The following is a 21,718-nucleotide window of genomic DNA, read 5'->3' on the forward strand; positions in this document are numbered from 1 at the left end:
CCCAAGTACTTGGGTGAGCCACAAAAACCTTGCGAGCGCTTCGCACTCGAGCGGGGATAAATCCCCTCGCCACAGAGATTGCGCGACCGCAGTAAAAAGCCCACCCCTGCTTCAGGGGTGGGCTTTTTTACACCTTCGTTCAGTTACCCTCGCCGCAAAACCAGCCCTCGCCCCCAACGCTGGCGAAACCATCCATAACCGCTGACCAGCAAGATCCCACTCAATACCAAAGCCGCGCCAACGATAAAGTTCGGCTCCAGCGGCTCATCCAGCAACCAGACACCGAAACCGATGCCGAACAGCGGCGTCATGAACGACAGCACGCCCAATTGCGACGCCAGGTAGCGGCGCAGCAGGGAAAACCAGATCAGGAAGCTGGCGAAGGACACCAGCAACACCTGGAACGCCATGCTGGCAATGAGTTGTGGCGTGGGGTTGATTGTCGTTTGCCCCAGCGCTGCCGACATGCCGATCAACAGCACCCCGGCACCCACCAACTGATAAAGCAGCGTCTGGCTGGCCGGCAGGTCCGTGAGCCGCGAACAACGCACCGTCACCGTGGTTGCGCCCCACAGCGCGCCGGCCAGCAAGCCCATGCCATCGCCGAGCAATGAGCTGCCGTTCGCCGCACCCGAGCCGCCACTGAAGGCCACCACGATCCCACCGAAGGCAACCGCGATGCCCAGCCATTGCGCCGGCTTGAGACGCTCGCTCGGCAGTTTCCAGTGCAAGCCGAGGGCGGCGAACATGGGTGCGGTGTAGAGGAAAATCACCATGTGCGATGCCGTCGTATGGCGCAGGCCTTCGCCCACCATCACGAACTCCAGGGCAAACAACAACCCCACCAACAGGCCTGGGCGCCAACTGCCGTCGGCCAGGGACAGGCGTTCACCGCGCGCCAGCACTAACAGCCAGACCAGTACCGCGGCGATGGCCGAGCGCACGCCCAATTGCAGCATCGGCGCCATGTCGACGGCGCCGGCCTTGATCGCGACTTGCTGGAACCCCCAGATGGCACAGAGTCCGGTCATCAGGGCAATGACCTGGCCATCCAGGGCGCGGCGGGTGGTCATGGAAAAGGTCCTCGGGCAGAAAAGAGATGAAAGGATTGTCTGCCTGACACCTTTGCTGGATATAGTGATTACCCGACAAGCCATCCCGGTAATCCGCCATTGCGGTCGATATGCAGCCTCCAGCCCAACACCTGAAGATTCCTCCGTTCGACGCGGCCCTGCCCTCGCCGATTTTCTTCCGCAGCGCCTGCATGCCGGCCCATGCCACGTACCCCCGGCACCGGCATGCCTGGGGTGAGTTCGTCTACTCCTACAGCGGTGTGATGGAAATCGAGATCGCCCAGCACCATTACCTGGCGCCACCGCAGTACGGCATCTGGCTGCCGCCGGACATGGAACACGTGGGGTTCAATCGGCATGAAGCCTGCCATTGTTCGTTGTACCTGGCGGCCGAACTGTGCGGCGCGTTGCCGGCCGTACCTTGTGCGCTGACCTTGAGTCCGCTGATCCGCGCGTTGCTGGAAGAGCTGCGCAGCGACCCGCCGAGCCAGCCACAGACGCCCGAACAGCAGCGCTTGTTGCAGGTGCTGGTGGACAAGCTGGCCCGGGCGCCCCACGTCGGCAGTTACCTGCCCTCTTCGGATGATCCGCTGTTGGGCCCTGTACTGCGGGCCCTGGAGGCGAACCCCAGCGACCCGCGCTCGTTGCCGCAACTGGCCCGCGCCGCCAACACCACCGAGCGCACACTGATGCGCCGGGCCCAGCGAGACCTGGGCATGTCCCTGGTGGAATGGCGCCAGCGCCTAAAAGTCATCGAGGCCCTGGCCCTGCTCGAACGCGGCCAGAGCGTGGAAACCATCGGCCTGGACCTGGGCTACAGCAGCGCCTCGGCATTCATCAGCATGTTCCGCAAAATGATGGGCACCACGCCGGATGAATATCGGCGCAGGCATATGGTTGGATGATGTGGCAATGGCGGTGGGTCAGTTGCATGGAATGGCCCCTTCGCGAGCAAGCCCGCTCCCACAGGGATTTCAGGTGTTCATGACGCCTGTATTCACCGCAAATCCATTGTGGGAGCGAGCTTGCTCGCGAAGGCGGTGGCTCAGCTTGCATGGATGTTGGATGCGACGGCCCCTTCGCGGGCAAGCCCGCTCCCACAGGGAATTTCGGTGAGCAACGGTTCTCCGTTCAGCGCAGATCCACTGTGGGAGCGAGCCTGCTCGCGAAAGCGCCAGCGGATTCAACCTCCATCTCGCCACTGACGCCAAACCGCGCCGCCATCTCCCGCCGTCCAGCGGCCGTCACCCCCAGCGCACGACTGTCCAGGTCCTGGACGACCCATTTGCGCTTGATCGCCACTTGCAGCAACGCCGCCCCCAAGGCACCACCCAGGTGCGGCCGGCGCATGCTCCAGTCCAGGCAGGGGCAGGCAAACCGCCGCCGTTGGGCCGCCAATGCCTGCACGTCAATGCCCAAGCCTGCAAACAGGGCCTCACCCGTTTCACTCAGCCGATAACCCTGCCCTTCTACATCGAGCAGCCACCCGGCTTCGAGCAAGCGATCATGCAGCCGCACCGCCAGGGTACCGGCCATGTGGTCGTAGCAAGTGCGAGCGAATTGCAGGCGATCCGGCGTGCGCGAGGTGAACGCCGGCGCGGCGTTCTGGCCGATCACCATCAACGCTTCAAGGGCTTCTGCCACACGCTTATCGGCGAGGCTGTAGTAACGATGACGGCCCTGCACATGCAAGCGCACCAGGGCCAACTCCTTGAGCTTCGCCAGGTGGGCGCTGGCGGTGGACGCGCTGACGTCGGCGATGCTCGCCAACTCCGTGCTGGTGCGGGCGTGGCCGTCCATCAGTGCGCAGAGCATTCGGGTCCGGGCCGGTTCGGCAATCGCCGCGGCCACCTGGGACACGCCTACATCGTGTTGCTCTGCGTTCATATTTCGCTCCCGGACGAATCAAGCCATGCGTCGACTGGAGATAGTAGCAGCACTTCTCCCGCATGAACGAGGTAGCCCATCATGGACCCGATCACCGCCGCGACACACGCCGATCCGTACCCCTACTACGCGACCCTTCGCGCCAGCGGCGGACTGCACTTCGACCCACACCTTAACCTCTGGGTAGCCAGCAGGGCCGAAGCCGTGTGCGCCGTCTTGCATCACCCCGACTGCCATGTGCGCCCCGCCCACGAACCGGTGCCGCAAGCGATTGCCGAGGGTCCCGCGGGCCAGGTATTCGGGCACCTGATGCGGATGAACGAAGGTGAACGACAACGCTGCCCGAGGGCGGCGATTGCGCCGGGGTTGCAAGACATCGATCCCCACCAGGTCGAGGCGTTGGTCAAGGCGCGCTGGCTCAGGCAGGGTGCCGAAGGCGTGCATCAGGCGCAGTTCATCGGCCCGGTCAGCGTGGTGGCGCAACTGCTGGGCTTCAATCCGACGGACAGCCACCTGATCAGCGAACTCACGGGGGATTTCGTCGCCTGCCTGTCGCCCCTGAGCCAAGCCCCGCAACTGGAAGCTGCGCACCGGGCCAGCGAACAACTGGCGAAGCTTTTCCAGGAGCGGATCGTTGCGCAAGACAGCCAGTTGTTGAACGGCATCTGCCGAGGCTTCGAAGCGGGCGACGCGGACAGTCGGATCGCCAACCTGATCGGCTTGCTTTCGCAAACCCATGAAGCCACGGCCGGCCTGATCGGCAACGCGTTGTTGGCGTTGATCCGTGATACAGCGCTACAACGCGAGCTACGGGATGATCCCACGCAAATCAGCCCGTTATTGGCTGAAGTCCAACGTTTCGACCCGGCAGTGCAGAACACCCGGCGCTTCATCGCCGCCCCTTGCGAAATTCTCGGCACTGCCCTGCAGCAGGGCGACGTGATCCTGGTGCTGCTGGCCTCGGCCAATCGCGACCCGCAGCTCAATCCGCAACCGGACGCCCTCCTGTTGGATCGGCCGAATCGGCGCAGCTTCAGCTTTGGCAGTGGCCGCCACGAATGCCCAGGCCAGGCCTTGGCGATGACCATCGCCCATGCGACGTTAGATGCCATTCTGGAACGCGAGCCGGGCCTGGACCAGTTGATCTGGCGCTACCGCCCCTCCGCCAATGGACGCATCCCGCTGTTCAGCGATCGGTAATCAACAAAAACGCTATCAATCGTCCCGCGTCAGGACTTCCAGCAATTCGATTTCAAAGATGAGGTCGGCGTTGGGCTTGATGTGGGCGCCCATGGATCGTTCGCCATAGGCCAGGTGCGCCGGCACCCACAGTTTGCGCTTGCCGCCGACCTTCATGCCCATGAGCCCGACGTCCCAGCCCTTGATGACACGGCCCGTGCCGATCACGCATTGGAACGGCTTGCCGCGGCTGTAGGATGAATCGAACTCCGTGCCGTCTTCGAGGGTGCCGCGGTATTGGGTGGTAATCAGCGCGCCTTTGACTACGCTTTTGCCATTGCCCTCTTCCAGGTCGATGATTTGCAGCTCTTCAATCATGGCTTCTTTCCCGTGTGATCCAGGCGCGGGGTTTTCGCAGATATTTGCGTGACAGGCAACCTTTTGCGGCAAAGGGAACCGCAACGGCCACTTCGGTTCACATGGGTATCGACCCTGCATTTCAGATAAGGATTTTCTGATGATCGACTCTCGCCCCCTCCACGGCTTCATTCCGCCTTATATCCTCAACCGCATCATCGCCCATGGCTCCGAGCAGCAGCGTTCCAGCGCACTCGGCACCCTGACCCATGTGAAGAACCTGCGCCACAATCCAGGCCCGCCCAGCAACCCACCCGCCACAGCCAGGCTGCCCAAGCCCGGCAAGGCCGGCCAACCAACGCGCAGCATCCACGATGCCCAGAACGGCATGGAACTGCCGGGTCAACCGGTGCGCCTGGAAGGCCAGCCGGCCAGCGGTGACCCAGCGGTAGACGAAGCCTACGACGCCCTCGGCGCCACCTATGATTTTTTCTGGCGAGTGCTGGAGCGTGACTCCATCGACAACAAAGGCTTTGCCCTGGTCGGCAGCGTGCATTACGGCCAAGGCTACGAGAACGCTTTCTGGAATGGCGCGCAGATGGTATTTGGCGACGGCGACGGTGAGATCTTCCAGCGCTTCACCCGCTCCCTGGACGTGGTGGCCCACGAGTTGGCCCACGGCGTCACCGAGAGCGAAGCCGGCTTGATCTATGCCAACCAGTCCGGCGCGTTGAACGAGTCGATTTCCGATGTGTTCGGCGTGCTGGTCAAGCAATTCGTATTGGGCCAGACCGTCGAGCAGGCCGACTGGCTGATCGGCGCCGATCTGCTCACCGACAAGATCAACGGCGACGGCCTGCGCAGCATGTCCAACCCCGGCACAGCCTACGATGACCCGCTGCTGGGCAAGGATCCCCAGCCGGCGCACATGCGCCAGTTCGTCATCACCCGCGAAGACAATGGCGGTGTGCACATCAATTCCGGCATTCCCAACCGGGCCTTTTATCTGGTGGCAACCGCGCTCGGCGGATTCGCCTGGGAAAAGGCCGGGCGAATCTGGTATGACACCTTGTGCGACAGGCAACTGGCCAACGACGCGTCCTTCAGTGCGTTCGCCGGCCTGACCGTCGAGCACGCCCGCCAACGCTTCGGCGCCCGGGAAGTCAAGGCGGTGCAGGACGGCTGGACGCAGGTGGGCGTCGACCTGAACGAGGAGAACGGATGAAAACCCTTCCAGACCTTGATGACAAAGCGGTGGTGAAACTGTCGCGCCAGGGTGGCGTGGCAGCCATCCACGCCTTGACCCGACCTCGGGAAATCGAGTTCGCCCAGTGCGACCTCGACCAACGCACGCGCATATGTTCGGTGCTGGAGGGGTGCCTGCCACTCACCTCCTCCACGCCCGGCCGGGGCGACCAGCGTTATTTCCAGATCGAGGTGCGTTACCGGTCCAACGACCAGGACGACGAGATGGTGCTACAGGTGCCCGAGGACCGGGCACCTGGCGACTTGGTTCATCTGTGGGATAAAGGCGAAGTGCTTTAGCGTGTCGCAGGGACAATCTTGACGATGGCGCCGGACACGGTTTCGATCAGCAGGTATTTATCGTCGATCTGCACCCATTGCTGCTCGCTTGTCGGCTGTTCGAGTTTTTTCTGCTTCCAGTCCTTCATGGCCCTGTCCGCACGCTGATAGTCCGCCGGTACCCGGTCGTTTTCCACCAACCGGCGGCCATTGCTCGGCGAATGTTCCAGGGCATCGCCGGTCTTCTCGACGGCTTGCGCGACAGGCCCAAAGGCTCCGAGGCCGGCGATCAGGACCAGGCTGGCGATGAGGGTGGGTTTGCGCATAGAAGAGCTCCAATTAATTCAAGGTACTGAGTCTGGGACTTCAGCGGCGGCGAATCATTCCGTTTACTGTGGTGCTTAGAAGCTGGCCCCCCCCCTTTTGTGGCGAGGGGATTTATCCCCGCTGGGCTGCGCAGCAGCTCCAAGCCAAGCAACTCGGTGTGCCAGGAAGATTGAGTTCACTGCTTTAGGGCTGCTGCGCAGCCCAACGGGGATAAATCCCCTCGCCACATGACCTAGTTCACCGCGCGACAGCGCAGCGTCGAGACGCGGCGGGCTCCCTCACCACAGGTTGTGCCGGGCATGGCATAGTGGCGAGCCTTGGCCCAACACCCGCCGGACGGACCCAACATGAGCACCACCACCTCTTCCCCAGCCCTCAAGGAAATCTTCAACAGCACCCGCCTCGAACACATCGCCACGGAAATGCGTGCGGTTTACCCCGCCTTCGATGCCAAGGCGTTCCTGAACATGGCCAATGATGGACTGGCGCAGTTGTCGGTGATGCAGCGCATGGCGCGGGTCAGCGAGTGCCTGCATGCGGTCCTGGCGCTGGATTACGAAGCTTCACTGGAGATCCTGCGGGCACTGGCTCCGCGGCTGAACAGCATGTTCGTCAGCATGTTCCTGCCGCACTACGTGGCGTCGTACGGTCGACATGCGTTCGAGTCCTCCATGGACGCCCTCAAATACTTCACCCGATTCGGCTCAGCAGAATTCGCCGTACGGCATTTCCTGCGCGATGACCTGGCGCGCACGCTAGCGGTGATGCACGACTGGGCACTGGACACCAACGAGCATGTCCGCCGCCTCGCCAGCGAAGGCAGCCGCCCGCGCCTGCCCTGGTCGTTCCACCTGGAACCGATCCAGGCCAACCCGGAACTTGCCGCCGCGATCCTCGAAACGCTCAAGGCCGACGACAGCCTGTACGTACGCAAATCCGTCGCCAACCACCTGAACGACGTGACCAAGCAGCATCCCGAATGGGTCCTCGACCGGATCGAAGGCTGGCCGCTCCAGCAGCGCCATACCGCCTGGATCGCCCGGCATGCCCTGCGCAGCCTGATCAAGCAAGGCAATCCTCGGGCGCTGGCCGTGATCGGAGCGGGTGGCAAGGCTCAGGTCGAGGTCTTGGATCTGCAGGTGCTGCCGGCGGTGATTCGCCTGGGGGAGCAGGTCACGCTGTCGTTCAAAGTGCAATCGACGTGTCCCGAGAACCAGCGTCTGGTGATCGATTACGCCATCGACTACGTCAAGGCATCCGGCGGCACGTCGGCCAAGGTATTCAAGCTCAAGACCTTCGACCTGCCCGCCCTGGCGTCCGCCAACCTCAGCCGCTCCCAGCACATCCGCGAGCTGACCACGCGCCGGCACTATGAGGGCCGGCATTCGGTGCATGTGCTGATCAATGGCGAGCGGCTGGGCAGCACCGCATTCGACATCGTTTCCTGAGCAGTCGCCTCAGGCGATTGCCACGCGCGGGAATTGGCGGATGTTCTTGAGGAAGTGCTCGGCCGGCTGCGGATGCCCCAGTAGATAACCTTGCAGTGAGTCGCAGCCCAACTGGGTCAGGAAGTCCTGCTGCACATCGGTCTCCACCCCTTCGGCGACGATCCGCAGGCCCAGGGCCTGGCCAAGGGCGACGATGGCCGAGACGATAGCCGCGTCGTCGCTGTCGTGCTCCAGGTCGCGGACGAAACCGCGATCAATCTTCAGCTCATTGGCCGGCAGGCGCTTGAGGTACATCAGGCTCGAATAGCCGGTGCCAAAGTCGTCGATGGACAAGTCCACGCCCATGTCCGACAACTGCTGCAACACCGTCATGCTCGCGTCCGCGTCGCTCATGGCAGTGGTCTCGGTGATTTCCAGGGTCAGGCTGTTTGGCGGCAGATGGTGAGTCTCCAGCGCCTTGGCGACGCTCTGCACCAGGCCTACATGGCAGAACTGCAACGCAGAGAGATTCACTGCGATGCGCCAGTCGGTGTAGCCCAGCACGTACCATTCGCGCATCTGCCGGCAGGCTTCGTTGAGCACCCATTCGCCGATGGGGATGATCAGCCCGGTTTTTTCCGCCAGATCGATAAAGGTATCGGGCATCAACAGGCCCTGGGTCGGATGAGTCCAGCGCAACAGCGCCTCGGCGCCCACCGGACGGCCGTTGGCGGCGTCGAACTTGGGTTGGTAATGCAGGCTGAATTGCCGCTGCTCAACGGCGATGCGCAAGTCTTGCAGCAGTTGCAATTGCTTGCGGGCGTTGCTGTTCATCGAGGCGTCGAAAAAGCTGTAGCCGTTCTTGCCGGCGCCCTTGGCGTGGTACATCGCCGCGTCGGCATTCATCAGCAATTCATCGGCGCTCTGGCCGTTACCGGGGTACAGCGAAATGCCGACGCTGGCGGAAATCTGCAAGTCATGGTCGGCGACACGGAACGTCTGGCCGATCAGCCCGACCTGCCGCGCAGCCAGACGCAGGGCATCGTCAGGATCAGCCAACTGCACCAGCAGGACGAATTCATCGCCGCCAATACGCGCGAGGGTGTCTTGGTTGCGCAAATCTTCACGCAAGCGCAGGGCCACGTCCCGTAGCAACAGATCGCCCATGTGGTGCCCAAAGGCGTCGTTGACCGGCTTGAAGCCGTCCAGGTCGATGAACATCAAGGCGAAACAACCGCCCTGCTCCTGCACTCGGTGCATGGCCTGGCCGATGCGATCCGCCAGCAATACGCGGTTGGGCAATCCGGTCAGGGGGTCGTGCAAGGCCAATTGGGTCAGTTCCCGATTGGCCTGGGTCAGCGACCTGGCCAGCTCCGCCGTGCGAGCTTCCAGGCGGGCGTCGAGGATGGAAGTCAGCAAGGCAATCGCCAGCACCGCCAGGGTGGTGATCAGCACCAGATTGTCGAGTCCCTTGCCGCTCAGGCCATCGAGGGAACCGCAGAAACTGCCCTCGCTGAACTGCGCCGCAGCCATGCCCGTGTAGTGCATGCCGACGATGGCAGCGCCCATCACCACCGCGGCGCCAGCGCGAGCCAGCCGAACATGAGGGGTGTTCCGACGCAGGCGAAAAGCGATCCACAGCGCCGCCGCACAGGCCACGACGGCAATCAGCAACGAAGCCCCGAACAACGTCGGGTCATAGTCGATACCCGGCTGCATCCGCAACGCGGCCATGCCGGTGTAATGCATGGCACTGATGCCGGTGCCCATCACCAACGCGCCGAACGCCAGTTGCCAGGCCCGCAGTTGCGGCTGGCTGACCAACCACAAGGCAAAGCCGCTGGACAGAATGGCGATCAATAGCGACAGCGCGGTGATCGCCACATCGTAGCCAAGCTCCACCGGCAAGGTGAACGCGAGCATGCCGATGAAATGCATCGACCAGATGCCCACGCCCATCGCCAGCGCACCACCGGCCATCCAGTAATGCTTGGCCCGGCCCTGGGCCGTGGCGATACGCCCGGTCAGGTCCAGGGCGGTAAACGAAGCGAGGATCGCAACAAATAAAGAAATCGAAACAAGGGCGGGGGAATAACTGCCGATGAGCATGGATTTTTCTCGTGACCTGAAGGCCGTACTGCGTCCATGCCCGGTTGAAAGGCGGCGATTGTACACAATCGGGACGAGAGTGCACTGACCACACATCAAAAAGCCATCATCCTTGGAAAGTTTGCGACGAAAGACACTGGGGCAGGCGGCTGCCAGTGCGCTATCGCGAGCAAGCTCGCTCCCACAGAAGGCTGCGGACGTATGAAAATCTGAGGTTCGGCTCCGAGCCCATGTGGGAGCGAGCTTGCTCGCGATGCGGTGCCCGCGACAAAGAACAACCTGAGCCCGTGCAGGTTCGGCTAATCTCCACAGATCATTACCAGGAGCAGCCGGCATGACCCCTATGGATACCAAAGCCACAACCACCGCTTTACTCGTGATCGACATCCAGAACGACTTCATCCCCGGCGGCCAACTGGCGGTGCCGGGCGGCGACGAAATCGTGCCGCTGGTCAACCGACTCGGCCGCTCGTTCCTGAACGTTGTCTGTGCCCAGGACTGGCACCCCGCCGGGCATGCCTCGTTCGCCTCCAGCCACGAAGGCAAACACCCCTTCGACCTTATCCAGTTGCCCTACGGCGAACAAAAGCTCTGGCCCGAACACTGCGTCCAGGATACCCAGGGCGCCGCCCTGCACCCTGACCTTGACTTGCCTCATGCCCAACTGATCATCCGCAAGGGCTGCAACCCGGCCATCGACAGCTACTCGGCCTTCATGGAAGCCGACCGCCTGACCCAGACCGGCCTGACCGGCTACTTCAAGGAGCGCGGCATCGACACGGTGTACATGGTCGGGCTGGCCCTGGATTTCTGTGTGATGTATTCGGCGCTTGACGCACGAATGGTCGGTTTCAACGCAATCGTCGTGCTCGACGCTTGCCGGGGCATCGATATCGACGGCTCAATGGACGCGGCCATGCGGCGCATGCAGGAGGCCGGCGTACGGCTGATTCAATCCAATGACATAACCAGCGGATGATTCATACTCCGAGCATTTCCACGCCACAGTGAGCCCCCATGCCCCGCCTCACCCGCACTCATCCGCGACTCTCCCTAGCCACCGTCATCGGCCTGGCAGCGGGCCTGTTGATTCCAACGGACTCGATCATCAGCAAGATCCTGATCGGCTGGAACGCCGGGGTCTGGACCTACCTGGTGCTGATGTTCTGGCTGACGGTGCGGGCCAAGGCGCCGGACGTGAAGCGCATCGCCGAGATGGAGGACGAAAACGCCGGATTGGTGTTGCTGATGGTCTGCATCGCGGCGCTGGCGAGCCTGGCGACCATCACCTTTGAACTGGCCGGCAGCCGCGACTTGGCAACCGCTGGCAAACTGCTGCACTACGGCGTCACCGCATTGACCGTTATCGGCTCATGGCTGCTGATCGGGGTGATCTTCAGCGTGCACTACGCCCGGTTGTATTACACCTGGGACGGCAAGGAACCGGCCCTGCGTTTTGCCGAGGGGCTGACCACACCCAACTATTGGGACTTTCTGTATTTCTCGTTCACCATCGGCGTGGCGGTGCAGACCTCGGACGTGGGGGTTGCCACACGGCAGTTGCGCAAGATTGTCTTGGCGCAGTCGTTGATCGGGTTCGTGTTCAACACGGCGATATTGGGTTTTTCGATCAATATTGCGGCGGGGTTGTTTGGGTGACTGTTTGGGGCCACTTCGTGGCCCAGCGGGAGCAAGCTCCCTCGCCACGGGAATATCGATACCTTAAGTGAACAGCATTTCCCTTGTGGCGAGGGGATTTATCCCCGTTGGGCTGCGTAGCGGCCCCAAACCAGACAACTCGGTGTGCCAGGAAGATTGAATTCATTGATTCAGGGCTGCTGCGCAGCCCAGCGGGGATAAATCCCCTCACCACAGAGACTGCACTGGCCTCAAGACGGTGTGGGGAGCCACAGCCGGAAACGTGCCCCGCCCAGCGGCGAGGCCTCGACGGTCAGCGTGCCGCCCTGGGCTTGCAGGGCGCGGCGGCTGATCGCCAGGCCGAGGCCGAAGCCGCCGGTGGCGCGGTCGCGGCTGCGGTCCAGGCGGTAGAATGGTTCGAAGACACGCTCGCGCTCGCTGTCGGGGATGCCGATGCCGTCATCGTCGACCCAGATTTCACAGCCTTGCTCGCTGACCAGCACCCCGACCTGGATGCGTTTCTCGCAATAACGCATGGCATTGCGCAGCAGGTTCTGCAAAGCGCGGGCGGTCAGGCGCGGGTCCAGCACAAAACGCTCCAGCGCCCCGTGCAGCAGCACGTCGATCACCACCTCCGGCGCGGCCAGGTCTTCGTCGAGGCTGCCGAGAATGCTGTCGATGAACTCATCCAACGGCACTTCAACCCGCTCCGGCAAACGCTCGGGATTTTGCAGGCGGCTATAGGACAACAACTCCAGCACCAACTCGTCCAGTTCACGAATGTGCGCCACCAACCCTTGCAGGCGCTCGCGGCTGGCCGTTGGCATGTCCTCCGACAACGCCAGGGCCAAGCCGAAATCGAGCCGGGTCAGCGGCGTGCGCAATTCATGGGATACAGCGTTGAGCAGGTCTCGCTGCTGGTTGAGCAGGTTCTCGATGTCCCCTGCCATGGTGTCGAATACATGGGCCAGGCTGCCGATGTTGGAACTCGGCGCGATCTTCGTACGCTCGCTTAAATGTCCCTTGCCGAAACGCTCGGCGGTGCGCTTGAGGCGCTCCAGATCGCGCCAGTGCGGCCGCAGCCAGAGCAGCAGGCACGCCAGCATCGTCGCGCCGATCAGCACGTTGATGCTCCAATACAGCCAACTGACGTCCGCCGGATCCGGCGGCACGACCATCTTCACCGCCGTGCGTTCGTCCAAAGGCGCCGCCGCCAGGGTGCGCCAGCCCCAATCGCCGATGCGCACCACGTTTTCTCCACGCTTTAGGCGCGCCTGCTCGATCGCAGTGAAACCGGTGTCCTCGGTGGCTGCCAGCTCGATGCGCAACGGCTCGAATTCCTTGTCCATCTGCGCAGCCAGCGCCGGCCATTGCGCGCTGGGCACGGCGCGGAACTGCTTGACGATCAGGGTTTGCAGTCCACGGGAATAGTCGAGGTTGTAGGCTTGGAAGCGCTCTTGGAACAGGCGGATCACCAGTTCCGGCATCAGGTAGATCGCCGCGCTGTAGGAAACGATGGTGACCAGGTAGAGTCGAATCAGCAGCTTCCACATCGATCAGCATTCCCACTCGGAACGGCTGAACAGATAGCCCTTGCCCCATACGGTCTTGATCTTGCGCGCTTCGCCGGCGTTGTCGTCGAACTTGCGCCGCAGCTTGGAAATCGCCACGTCCACCGAACGGTCGGTGCCGTTGAATTCGATGCCGCGCAGGCGTTGCAGGATCTGGTCGCGGCTCAGCACTTCGCCGGAATGCCGTGCCAGCACCACCAGCAAGTTGTATTCGCCACTGGACAATTCCACCGGCTGGCCGCGCCAGGTCACCGTGCGTTCGGACAGGTCGATGCACAGGTTGCCCATGACGATGCGATCGTTGACCGTCTGCGGCTCGGTCAGGCTGCTGCGCCGCAACAACGTGCGCACCCGAGCGAGAAGCACCCGTGGCTCGCAGGGCTTGGTGACGTAGTCATCGGCGCCCATCTCCAGGCCCAGCACCTGATCGTGGCTGTCGTCCCGGGCGGTGAGCATCAGGATCGGCAGGGTCGCCGAATCGGCGCGTAGCAAGCGGCAGACCTGCAGGCCGTCCAGCCCCGGCAGCATCAGGTCGAGGATCACCAGGTCCGGCGGATTCGCCCGCGCACGTTCACGGACGTGGTCGCCACGGTTGAGCACGCTGACGTGATAGCCGTTGCGCTCCAGGTAGCTGGCGATCAGTTCACAGAGGGCGGCGTCGTCTTCGACGAGGAGGATGTTGGGCATGGGTGGGTCCAGACAAATGCTGTGGTGCTGGGCTAGGCCTCATCGCGAACAAGCCTCTTCCCACAAGTCTTCTGTATGGCACAGACCCACTGTGGGAGCGAGCTTGCTCGCGATGGCGATATCCAGGCGCAGAAATCTCAAGCCGCCAAGGATATACGCCCTCGCCCGTCGCCGACCAAACCCCTTACACAATTTCACACACAGCCTACAAAACCCTAACGGTGGACAGTCAAACTTTGTCGGCAGGTAAGATCGCAATAGAGGTTCGTCCACCGCGCCCACCCTCATCGGGGCAAGCCCACAGCTCAGCATTATCCAGATCAAAAGCGCCACCGATAGAAGTGAAGCTCAGGGTAATCTCACTGGCACCAGAGCCCTCCGGCGCGACAAAACCAACACTGAAATGTCCCGCGGAATCGAATGAATAGGCGAGATTGTATTCAGCAATCGCTACCTGCCCTGATCCGTAATAATTGGCGATGTCAAAACTCACGCGGACAGGCGCAGCAGTTTTCACCACCACCGATTGGAAAAGTCTCCCGCCGTTTTCAAACTGCGCCCGATTGTTCGCGCCCTTGACATGGTCGTTGTGTTCCCAATGACCAACGGTTCAGGAAGGGTCCGGGGGGTGTTGTCGGCAGTGTCCATGGCAGGGTCCCAGTTGGATGAGGTCTGGGGTTATTCAATGCCAGAAAACTGGGTGTGCCTACTGTCAGAGTTGACAGTAGGCACACCCTCGGGACCGTCCTTCCACCTGCCTGTCAGGGGCGCGCCGCTACTCTGTTATCCTCCTTCCAAACCGTTCGCCAAGCGGATAATAAATGCTTCCTCTTTTTGCCTTTCTTGCGCCCTTTTCTTGAGTAAGACTGTGCGGCCCGAAAAATGATGTTTTATCGAATTAACATTATTTTTCGGGACTGCGAACCGATGTTTAGCCGTTCCAGGGCGCTGGGGACATTCTTAAATAACCAGATGTTTTCCGGCTATCGAGCCGTCAGCACTTTTCAAAAAAACGACCCATGTCGAAATTTGCTCAATCTTCTTCATACTTCAGCCCTCTCGACAACTGCAAAGCCCTTTGCAGCCATCACTAACTTAATAGTTGTTGCATCATTAAATACTGACGCAAGGCAAATGCATCACGATCGAAGGCCCAGTGCCTGAGTTATGTTGCTACTGTACGGGTAAATAGTGGCATTCGTCCTCTTAAGATGAATCTCTAGAAAACGATAATAAGTTGCCCGTGTTGCCGATGAGCCCAACCATTGGGATGTCCAGCTTGATGGGACTATAAAGTTGTTGGCAATATCATGGTAGGGGTACTCATATTCCGCGTCGTACTCGAATTTCTGACTGACTAACCAGTTGTAGGCCTGAAGCGCATTAAAAGGGCCGCCGTGGACAATGATTTCATACTTGCGGCTTACCAACGCCTGATATGATGCCGTCAGCCCAGCTGCATCCCTAACCGTTATTGTTGTGGTCCCGTTTCTTAGCCCTCGAACCTTCCCGGTGGAACTGACTGATGCAATAGTAGAATTACTGGTGGAGTAGGTGTAAGGAAGTATTCCATCGCTAGGCAAACGTGTAACCTCGTCGAAAATTTCGGCCTGCCTCCGTGGCCAGGGTGCTTTGTAATAATGCAAAAGGTCTAGCGTCATATTCGAGTTATCAATGCGTAACCGCGACACGGTAAAGCTGCGCGCGGTCGAGGACGGATTGCCCACATACAGAGCCTCAGCTTTGAAGGTGTGCAGCCCGAGTGCTACGGGAATAGCCGTGCTGGTCCAGATCCCACCGATCGCCGTAAACCGTCCCTTGGACGTAGCTCCGTCAAACAATTCAATCTCCAACCCGGCCGAGGCAGTACCGCTCAATGTCACGCTGGTATCTCTCGTGGTGCCATTGGGAGGAATCTCAGTATTGCTTGGCTGGCCCTTTACCCAGGCAATAGTCGGCGCCGTCGCCGGCATGGCCTTGACGGTATAGGTCCGAAGCGGGAAGTCCACGGCATTGGCTTGGGCCGAGCTGCGGTCGAAGGTCACCTGCAGGATGACCTTCAGCTCGGAGCCGTCGCGCAGTTTGACCAGCTCGCTGCGCAGCAGGTCCGTGACCAGCCCGGCGCTCACTTCGGAGGAATTCACTGCCGAGGCGGTATAGAGCGTGATGACGTAAGAGGCGCCGTTCTGGTCGATGCCCTCGGCGCGCAGCCACACACGCTGGCCGGCCGCGATCAGCGGCCAGGGCGCGCAGGTCACGCGCGCGTTGCCGGTGAAGCTGGTCAGGTCCAGTTCGCGGCCGAGGCCGCCCTGTGCCGCCTGGGGGATCAGCGGCATTGCCAAACTCGTCGCGGGCATCGCCTGCACATTCAGCGTCAGCGGGGCTGACGCCGGCCCTTCGCTGCCGTCACGGGTCACGGTGTAGGTAACCGTGACCGATCTGTCCAGGTTGAAGGCGAGCACCGACACTGGGAGCGGAATTTCCCGGCTGCCGGGCAATGCCTGTACCGGGGTGGTATGGGAACCGGCCCCGGCAGTGCCGGCCCAAGTCACGCTGACCTTATCGCCGGGTTGAATACCATAATCGGGAATCACCACAGTCAACGCATCCTTGGCCGCCACCGGATTCAACTGCTGATTGGGCGTAGCGCCGCTGGCCTGCTTGACGCTGGGCGCAGTCAGATTCACGGCCGCGCCAATTTTTATCGTTAATATCTCAGAGGCAGAAGTCCCGCCCCCCGCCCGTTTGACCCAATACATCGCCCGTACCGTGCCATCGCGGTTGCCCTCGATCAACGCGGCCCTGATGGTGAACGGGATGTTTTGGTTCTCGGTAGATCCGGTGACCGGAATCGAGTCCCGGTACCGTCCGGTGTTCGCCCCCCACCACAACATATGCACCCGGTCGCCGGCCGCTTGCCCGCTGTATTTGAGAACGATCAAGCGCGTACCGTCCGGCTTGTCCGCAGGATCCAGTACGCCGCCGCTTTCGCCCTCGACCACCGGCAGCGGCAATTCAGCCTGGGGCTCACCGATGCTCAGCAGGTCGGCGTGCAGCGATTCTTCCTCGATGACTTCCCGGCTCACCGCATCGCGCAGCAGCTTGTAATACAGATCGAGCGTGCCTCCCTCAATGGCGGTGAGGTGCTCACCGGCCACGACGATTTCAATCGGCACACTGCCCTCCGCTTCGTTCTTGCTGAGCGGATGCAGTGTCAGGTCAGGTGTATAAGTGCTGCCGGTCCCGGTGATGCCGTTCCAGATCAGCGCAATGGCATTGCCCTCTTGCATGGCCGGGTCCAGCGGGATCTCAATGGTCGTGCTGGGCAGTTGTGGATCGAGTGTGCCGGCGATCTCGTCCAGGGGAATCGGCGCTGCCAGGGGATTGGCCCTGCCCACGATCCGCGGGGAGAATATCTTGGAGAACAGGTCATCACTACCATCCGCCTTGATCAGCCGGTAGAAAAATGCCGCATGAGGGCCGCCGGCCAGCTGTCGTACCTCGGCGCTGGGGCGTTTGAACATGAGGACATTCGGGACGCTGAGAATTTTTTCCCGCGCAAAGATGACTTCTTCGATCTTTTCCCCCTCTGCCGTTGTGCCCGTCAAACTCATCTCGACTTCATCGTCCACCTTGAAGTGACTACCTACCGCGATCACCTGAAAGGTCAGGTCCGCCTCGCCAAGCTGGTCCACGTCTAGCTCCAGGTTGAACACCTCCTCGATCAACGGTGCATCCAGGCGCGAGTTGCCGGTGTCCACGATCACCCGTACCTCGGTGCTAAAGTCTTCGGATTTGTTGTCCACCCGGTCATAGACTTCAAAGACCACCGCCATGCCGTTGGTGTCGGTGTCCCCGGCCTTGAGAATGGTCTCCTCATCGACAGTGATGACCAAGGGCTGGTTCTGTGGCGGAAAATGTTCCGGCCCTACCGTTTTCCAAATAATTTCACCGCCCCAAGACATCTTGATCCGGTCCCCTTCGGCCATGATCGGGTAAGGCTCGATGGTCACCGGGACACCTAGCCTGGCGGCTTCCTGATCCACCGCGCCGGGGGGCAGGAACTCGGGCGGGATTGTCAGTCTCAGTTCCGAGTGACCGGGCGTATCACCGTCCTGATCCTGGCCACCGGGTGGGGCAAACTCGACCTTGACGTGGATCTTCGTCACCTCCGAAGGCTCGTAGTTGGAGGCCCCCACTATTTTCACGTCGTAGCTCAGGTCAAAGTCGCCGTCGACCAATCCGCCTACCGCGATGTGCCGTACAACCGGCTCGTCCACCTCAGCGTCTTCATTGATGGAGCCCGTCACCACTGGAATAGTGCCCAGTTTGATCCTGAAGGCATCACCCCGGCCCATGTTAGGCCAAGGCGGTAGAACCAGCCGTAACCCGTCGTGGGGAAAGACCAGCCTGGCGGCGGCAATGTTGATGCCGACGCTGCCTACGGGAGCCGGCGGATACGCGGGTCCGCCGTCAGGGATGGTCAGCTCTTGAAGCTGCAGGGGGGTGTTGTCGGCAGTGTCCATGGCAGGGTCCCAGTTGGATGAGGTCTGGGTTATTCAATGCCGGAAATCGGGGGGTGCCTACTGTCAAGGTTGACAGGTGCTAACTGCTCAAAGTGACCTTGACGATCCCGGCGCCTCGTAAGATGGCCATTTGCGAGAGGCGGCCGGCATTATCGAAGCGGGCGCCTGAAACTGCTGGACTGACTCGGTAAGCGCCCCCCTCCAGGGTCGTCTCATCTCAAATGTACCGTTGACGATCAGATTTTCATCAACGCGCTTATCCGCGGCCATGGCGTTGCTCCTCTTATGCATAGCGTTCCATTAGCAGCGGGGCGGTCATTACGGTTACTGTCGGGAATGATATGTTGAACAGGCTATCTGACAAAGGGGCGTATCTACCTAGCCGGTTCAAGGTTCGGTGAGATCACAAGATGCGGCAATTGCCCAAGGGTGAAGGAGCTGACGCCTTCGCCCCATTGATCCGTTGCAATCACGGCTCACACCAGCTCCACAAAACGCCGCATTGAAAATAGATGCGTCCCCTATTTTACCTGCTAATTCGATTCCACAGCATCGTTCTTTTGTATTTGCTTTATCAGGATGTTATCCAACTTAAAGCCACTATGAGTATGAGGAGAATCTCCGAACGGCCAAAAAACAATTCCCAGTCGCATTTCTCTGGACGTTGCCAAAAAAGAGCCAGCTATGTTTTTCCAGACATTAGTAAGTTCACCAGCCGCCGAAAGACCTTGCGGGCTCATTAAGTTTATCTCCGGTTTATTTGCAAAAGTCTGTAGTGCCACACTATCGAGCGAAAATTCATACGTCGCGCCCACTTCAAGACCAGAAATAAGTTTCAGCAAGACGTAGCGCGCAACGGAGGAACGAGGAGTGACAAAATCCAAGTAAAAATTATTATTTTCCGATCTAACATTAAACTCCCCCTCTGCCGTAGGGTCTATTTGCCAGTTGTTCCAATCACGTCCGTCAAAGGTGGTCAAGTCCCACACAGTTAGCGTGCGAGCCTCCGAGACGGGATTGCTGCCATAAAGGCCCTTGGCCGTGAAACTGTGGGCCGCCAAGCTGAGCCCCGTGACCTCTTTGCTCCAGTCCCCATTGGCGCTGACCGGTGCGGTGCCCTTCGAGGTGGCGCCGTCGAAGATCTCGACTCGCTGGCTGTTCACAGCCTTGCCGCTGAGGGTGACGGTCGTCGCGGTGGTCGTGCTGTTATGGGGGATCTCGGTGTTCTGCGGATCCTTCACCGAGGCAATCGTCGGCGTCATGGCCGCTATCGCCGTGAATAACCGGACGTTGGAATTGGGTGTCCCACCGGTGTTGTAAAGCGCCTTGGCATAAAAGCGATGCCCTCCATCAGCAACCGCAATGTCCGCGAGCGACCAGACCCCGGTTACGGGATCGGCTGTTCTGGTGCCTTTCAATACGGCACTGGCCCCACTGCCATCATAAATCTCGACATCACGCCCCTTGCTCGCCGTTCCGTTCACCGAAACGCTGGTCGTGACGGCGCTGGTGCCTTCCGGGATCTCCACGCCATTGGCATCCTTGACGTTATCGAGGGTCGGTATCGCCTGCACGCCGATGCTGATATTCAATATCTCAGAGGCAGAAGTCCCGCCCCCCGCCCGTTTGACCCAATACATCGCCCGTACCGTGCCATCGCGATTGTCCTCGATCAACGCGGCCCTGATGGTGAACGGGATGTTTTGGTTCTCGGTAGATCCGGTGACCGGAATCGAATCCCGGTACCGTCCGGTGTTCGACCCCCACCACAACATATGCACCCGGTCGCCGGCCGTTTGCCCGCTGTATTTGAGAACGATCAAGCGCGTACCGTCCGGCTTGTCCGCAGGATCCAGTACGCCTCCGCTTTCGCCCTCGACCACCGGCAGCGGCAATTCGGCCCGGGGCTCACCGATGCTCAGCAGGTCGGTGTGCAGCGATTCTTCCTCGATAACTTCCCGGCTCACCGCATCGCGCAGCAGCTTGTAATACAGATCGAGCGTGCCCTCCTCGATGGCAGTAAGGTGTTCGCCAGCCACGACGATCTCGATCGGTACGCGGCCCTCCGCCTCGTTCGCGGTGATCGGGTGCAGTGGGAGATCAGGTTTATAGGAAGTGCCGTTCGCCTTGGTGCCGTTCCAGATCAATTCAATCGCATTGCCCTCTTCCATAGCTGGATCCAGCGGAATCTCAATGGTGGTACTGGACAGTTGTGGATCGAGTGTGCCGGCGATCTCGTCCAGGGGAATCGGCGCCGCCAGGGGATTGGCCCTGCCCACGATCCGCGGGGAGAATATCTTGGAGAACAGGTCGGCGCTGCCATCCGCCTTGATCAGCCGGTAGAAAAACGCCGCATGAGGGCCGCCGGCCAGCTGTCGTACCTCGGCGCTGGGGCGTTTGAACATGAGGACATTCGGGACGCTGAGAATTTTTTCCCGCGCAAAGATGACTTCTTCGATCTTTTCCCCCTCTGCCGTTGTGCCCGTCAAACTCATCTCGACCTCATCGTCCACCTTGAAGTGACTACCTACCGCGATCACCTGAAAGGTCAGGTCCGCCTCGCCAAGCTGGTCCACGTCCAGCTCCAGGTTGAACACCTCCTCGATCAACGGTGCATCCAGGCGCGAATTGCCGGTGTCCACGATCACCCGCACCTCGGCGCTAAAGTCTTCAGACTTGTTGTCCACCCGGTCATAGACTTCAAAGACCACCGGCAAGCCACTGTCATCGGAGTCTTTGCCGTTGAGAATGGTCTCCTCATCGACAGTGATGACCAAGGGCTGGTTCTGTGGCGGAAAATGTTCCGGCCCTACCGTTTTCCAAATAATTTCACCGCCCCAGGACATCTTGATCCGGTCCCCTTCGGCCATGATCGGGTAAGGCTCGATGGTCACCGGGACACCTAGCCTGGCGGCTTCCTGATCCACCGCGCCGGGGGGCAGGAACTCGGGCGGGATTGTCAGTCTCAGTTCCGAGTGACCGGGCGTATCACCGTCCTGATCCTGGCCACCGGGTGGGGCAAATTCGATCTTGACGTGGACCTTCGTCACCGCTGAAGGCGTGTAGCCGGGTTCCCCCAGTATTTTCACGTCGTAGCTTAGGTCAAAGTCGCCATCGACCAGCCCACCTACCGGGATATACCGCTCAATCCACTGGCCCACCTCCGTCTCTTCATCAATGGAGCCCGGCAACACGGGGATGTTGTTCAACTTGATCCTGAAGGAGTCTCCCCGCCCCATGTTGTCCCAGGGCGGTAGCAGCAGCCGTAGCCCGTCGTGGGGAAAGACCAGCCTGGCGGCGGCAATGTTGATGCCGACGCTGTCGGCTGGAGCCGGCGGATGCGCCGGGCCGCCGTCGGGGATCTCCAGCTCGTCATACTCGAGAGGGTTGTTGTCGGTAATGGCCATGGCAGG

General features: G+C 60.8%; 17 protein-coding genes. 7 read left to right on the forward strand and 10 right to left on the reverse strand.

From position 1 onward, the window contains the following. Nucleotides 1-143: 143 nt before the first annotated feature. A complete protein-coding gene (locus JMN22_RS21735) occupies nt 144-1,073 on the reverse strand; it encodes a DMT family transporter (protein WP_198797983.1) in 930 nt (309 codons plus the stop codon). 110 nt (nt 1,074-1,183) lie between these two features. Here JMN22_RS21735 and JMN22_RS21740 point away from each other — a divergent pair, with 110 nt between their 5' ends. After that, nucleotides 1,184-1,978 carry an AraC family transcriptional regulator gene (locus JMN22_RS21740; protein WP_030141232.1) on the forward strand — a complete coding sequence of 265 codons (795 nt, stop codon included), beginning with the start codon at nt 1,184-1,186 and terminating at the stop codon, nt 1,976-1,978. 226 nt (nt 1,979-2,204) lie between these two features. On the opposite strand, the gene JMN22_RS21745 is transcribed toward JMN22_RS21740, so the two are convergent. Then, entirely contained in the window at nt 2,205-2,960 is a 756-nt protein-coding gene (locus tag JMN22_RS21745) for an ArsR/SmtB family transcription factor (RefSeq protein WP_198797984.1), read from the reverse strand. A gap of 81 nt (nt 2,961-3,041) precedes the next feature. Between JMN22_RS21745 and JMN22_RS21750 the strand changes: the two genes are divergently transcribed. Next, entirely contained in the window at nt 3,042-4,160 is a 1,119-nt protein-coding gene (locus JMN22_RS21750; RefSeq protein WP_198797985.1) for a cytochrome P450, read from the forward strand. Nucleotides 4,161-4,175: 15 nt separating this feature from the next. On the opposite strand, the gene JMN22_RS21755 is transcribed toward JMN22_RS21750, so the two are convergent. Then, a complete protein-coding gene (locus JMN22_RS21755) occupies nt 4,176-4,517 on the reverse strand; it encodes an FKBP-type peptidyl-prolyl cis-trans isomerase (protein ID WP_198797986.1) in 342 nt (113 codons plus the stop codon). A 139-nt stretch (nt 4,518-4,656) separates the two neighbouring features. Here JMN22_RS21755 and JMN22_RS21760 point away from each other — a divergent pair, with 139 nt between their 5' ends. Together JMN22_RS21760 and JMN22_RS21765 are read left to right on the forward strand one after the other, a co-directional pair. Beyond that, entirely contained in the window at nt 4,657-5,721 is a 1,065-nt protein-coding gene (locus JMN22_RS21760) for a M4 family metallopeptidase (protein ID WP_198797987.1), read from the forward strand. Then, entirely contained in the window at nt 5,718-6,041 is a 324-nt protein-coding gene (locus tag JMN22_RS21765; RefSeq protein WP_030141227.1) for a protealysin inhibitor emfourin, read from the forward strand. Before JMN22_RS21760 ends, JMN22_RS21765 begins: the two co-directional genes overlap by 4 nt. On the opposite strand, the gene JMN22_RS21770 is transcribed toward JMN22_RS21765, so the two are convergent. Beyond that, nucleotides 6,038-6,346 carry an RcnB family protein gene (locus JMN22_RS21770; protein ID WP_198797988.1) on the reverse strand — a complete coding sequence of 103 codons (309 nt, stop codon included), beginning with the start codon at nt 6,344-6,346 and terminating at the stop codon, nt 6,038-6,040. The two genes, JMN22_RS21765 and JMN22_RS21770, sit on opposite strands and share 4 nt — an antisense overlap. Before the next feature lie 348 nt (nt 6,347-6,694). Here JMN22_RS21770 and JMN22_RS21775 point away from each other — a divergent pair, with 348 nt between their 5' ends. Then, nucleotides 6,695-7,795 (forward strand): DNA alkylation repair protein, encoded by a 1,101-nt coding sequence (locus tag JMN22_RS21775; protein WP_198797989.1) that lies wholly within the window; start codon nt 6,695-6,697, stop codon nt 7,793-7,795. Between the two features lie 9 nt (nt 7,796-7,804). Here JMN22_RS21775 and JMN22_RS21780 read toward each other — a convergent pair whose 3' ends face one another. Continuing rightward, entirely contained in the window at nt 7,805-9,883 is a 2,079-nt protein-coding gene (locus tag JMN22_RS21780; RefSeq protein WP_030141224.1) for a putative bifunctional diguanylate cyclase/phosphodiesterase, read from the reverse strand. Between the two features lie 334 nt (nt 9,884-10,217). Here JMN22_RS21780 and pncA point away from each other — a divergent pair, with 334 nt between their 5' ends. Then, nucleotides 10,218-10,862 carry a bifunctional nicotinamidase/pyrazinamidase gene (gene pncA / locus JMN22_RS21785; protein ID WP_198797990.1) on the forward strand — a complete coding sequence of 215 codons (645 nt, stop codon included), beginning with the start codon at nt 10,218-10,220 and terminating at the stop codon, nt 10,860-10,862. A 38-nt stretch (nt 10,863-10,900) separates the two neighbouring features. Then, on the forward strand, nt 10,901-11,542 hold the full coding sequence (locus tag JMN22_RS21790) for a DUF1345 domain-containing protein (RefSeq protein ID WP_198797991.1): 642 nt from the start codon (nt 10,901-10,903) through the stop codon (nt 11,540-11,542). A gap of 230 nt (nt 11,543-11,772) precedes the next feature. Here the strand turns inward: JMN22_RS21790 and JMN22_RS21795 are convergent, their stop codons facing one another. The 5 genes from JMN22_RS21795 to JMN22_RS21815 form a co-directional block, all read right to left on the reverse strand. Further along, nucleotides 11,773-13,074, reverse strand: coding sequence for an ATP-binding protein (locus tag JMN22_RS21795; RefSeq protein ID WP_198797992.1), 1,302 nt, complete (start codon nt 13,072-13,074; stop codon nt 11,773-11,775). 3 nt (nt 13,075-13,077) lie between these two features. After that, nucleotides 13,078-13,779, reverse strand: a complete 702-nt coding sequence (locus JMN22_RS21800; protein WP_030141219.1) for a response regulator transcription factor — start codon at nt 13,777-13,779, stop codon at nt 13,078-13,080. 229 nt (nt 13,780-14,008) lie between these two features. After that, entirely contained in the window at nt 14,009-14,272 is a 264-nt protein-coding gene (locus JMN22_RS21805; protein ID WP_198797993.1) for a hypothetical protein, read from the reverse strand. A 646-nt stretch (nt 14,273-14,918) separates the two neighbouring features. Then, the gene (locus JMN22_RS21810; protein ID WP_198797994.1) at nt 14,919-18,305 is read right to left on the reverse strand and encodes an Ig-like domain-containing protein; all 3,387 of its coding nucleotides are present in this window, start codon (nt 18,303-18,305) and stop codon (nt 14,919-14,921) included. Between the two features lie 533 nt (nt 18,306-18,838). After that, nucleotides 18,839-21,712, reverse strand: coding sequence for a hypothetical protein (locus tag JMN22_RS21815; protein ID WP_198797995.1), 2,874 nt, complete (start codon nt 21,710-21,712; stop codon nt 18,839-18,841). Between the last annotated feature and the right edge of the window lie 6 nt (nt 21,713-21,718).

It is taken from the genome of Pseudomonas sp. HB05 (assembly GCF_016756915.1).
Lineage (GTDB): Bacteria > Pseudomonadota > Gammaproteobacteria > Pseudomonadales > Pseudomonadaceae > Aquipseudomonas > Aquipseudomonas alvandae.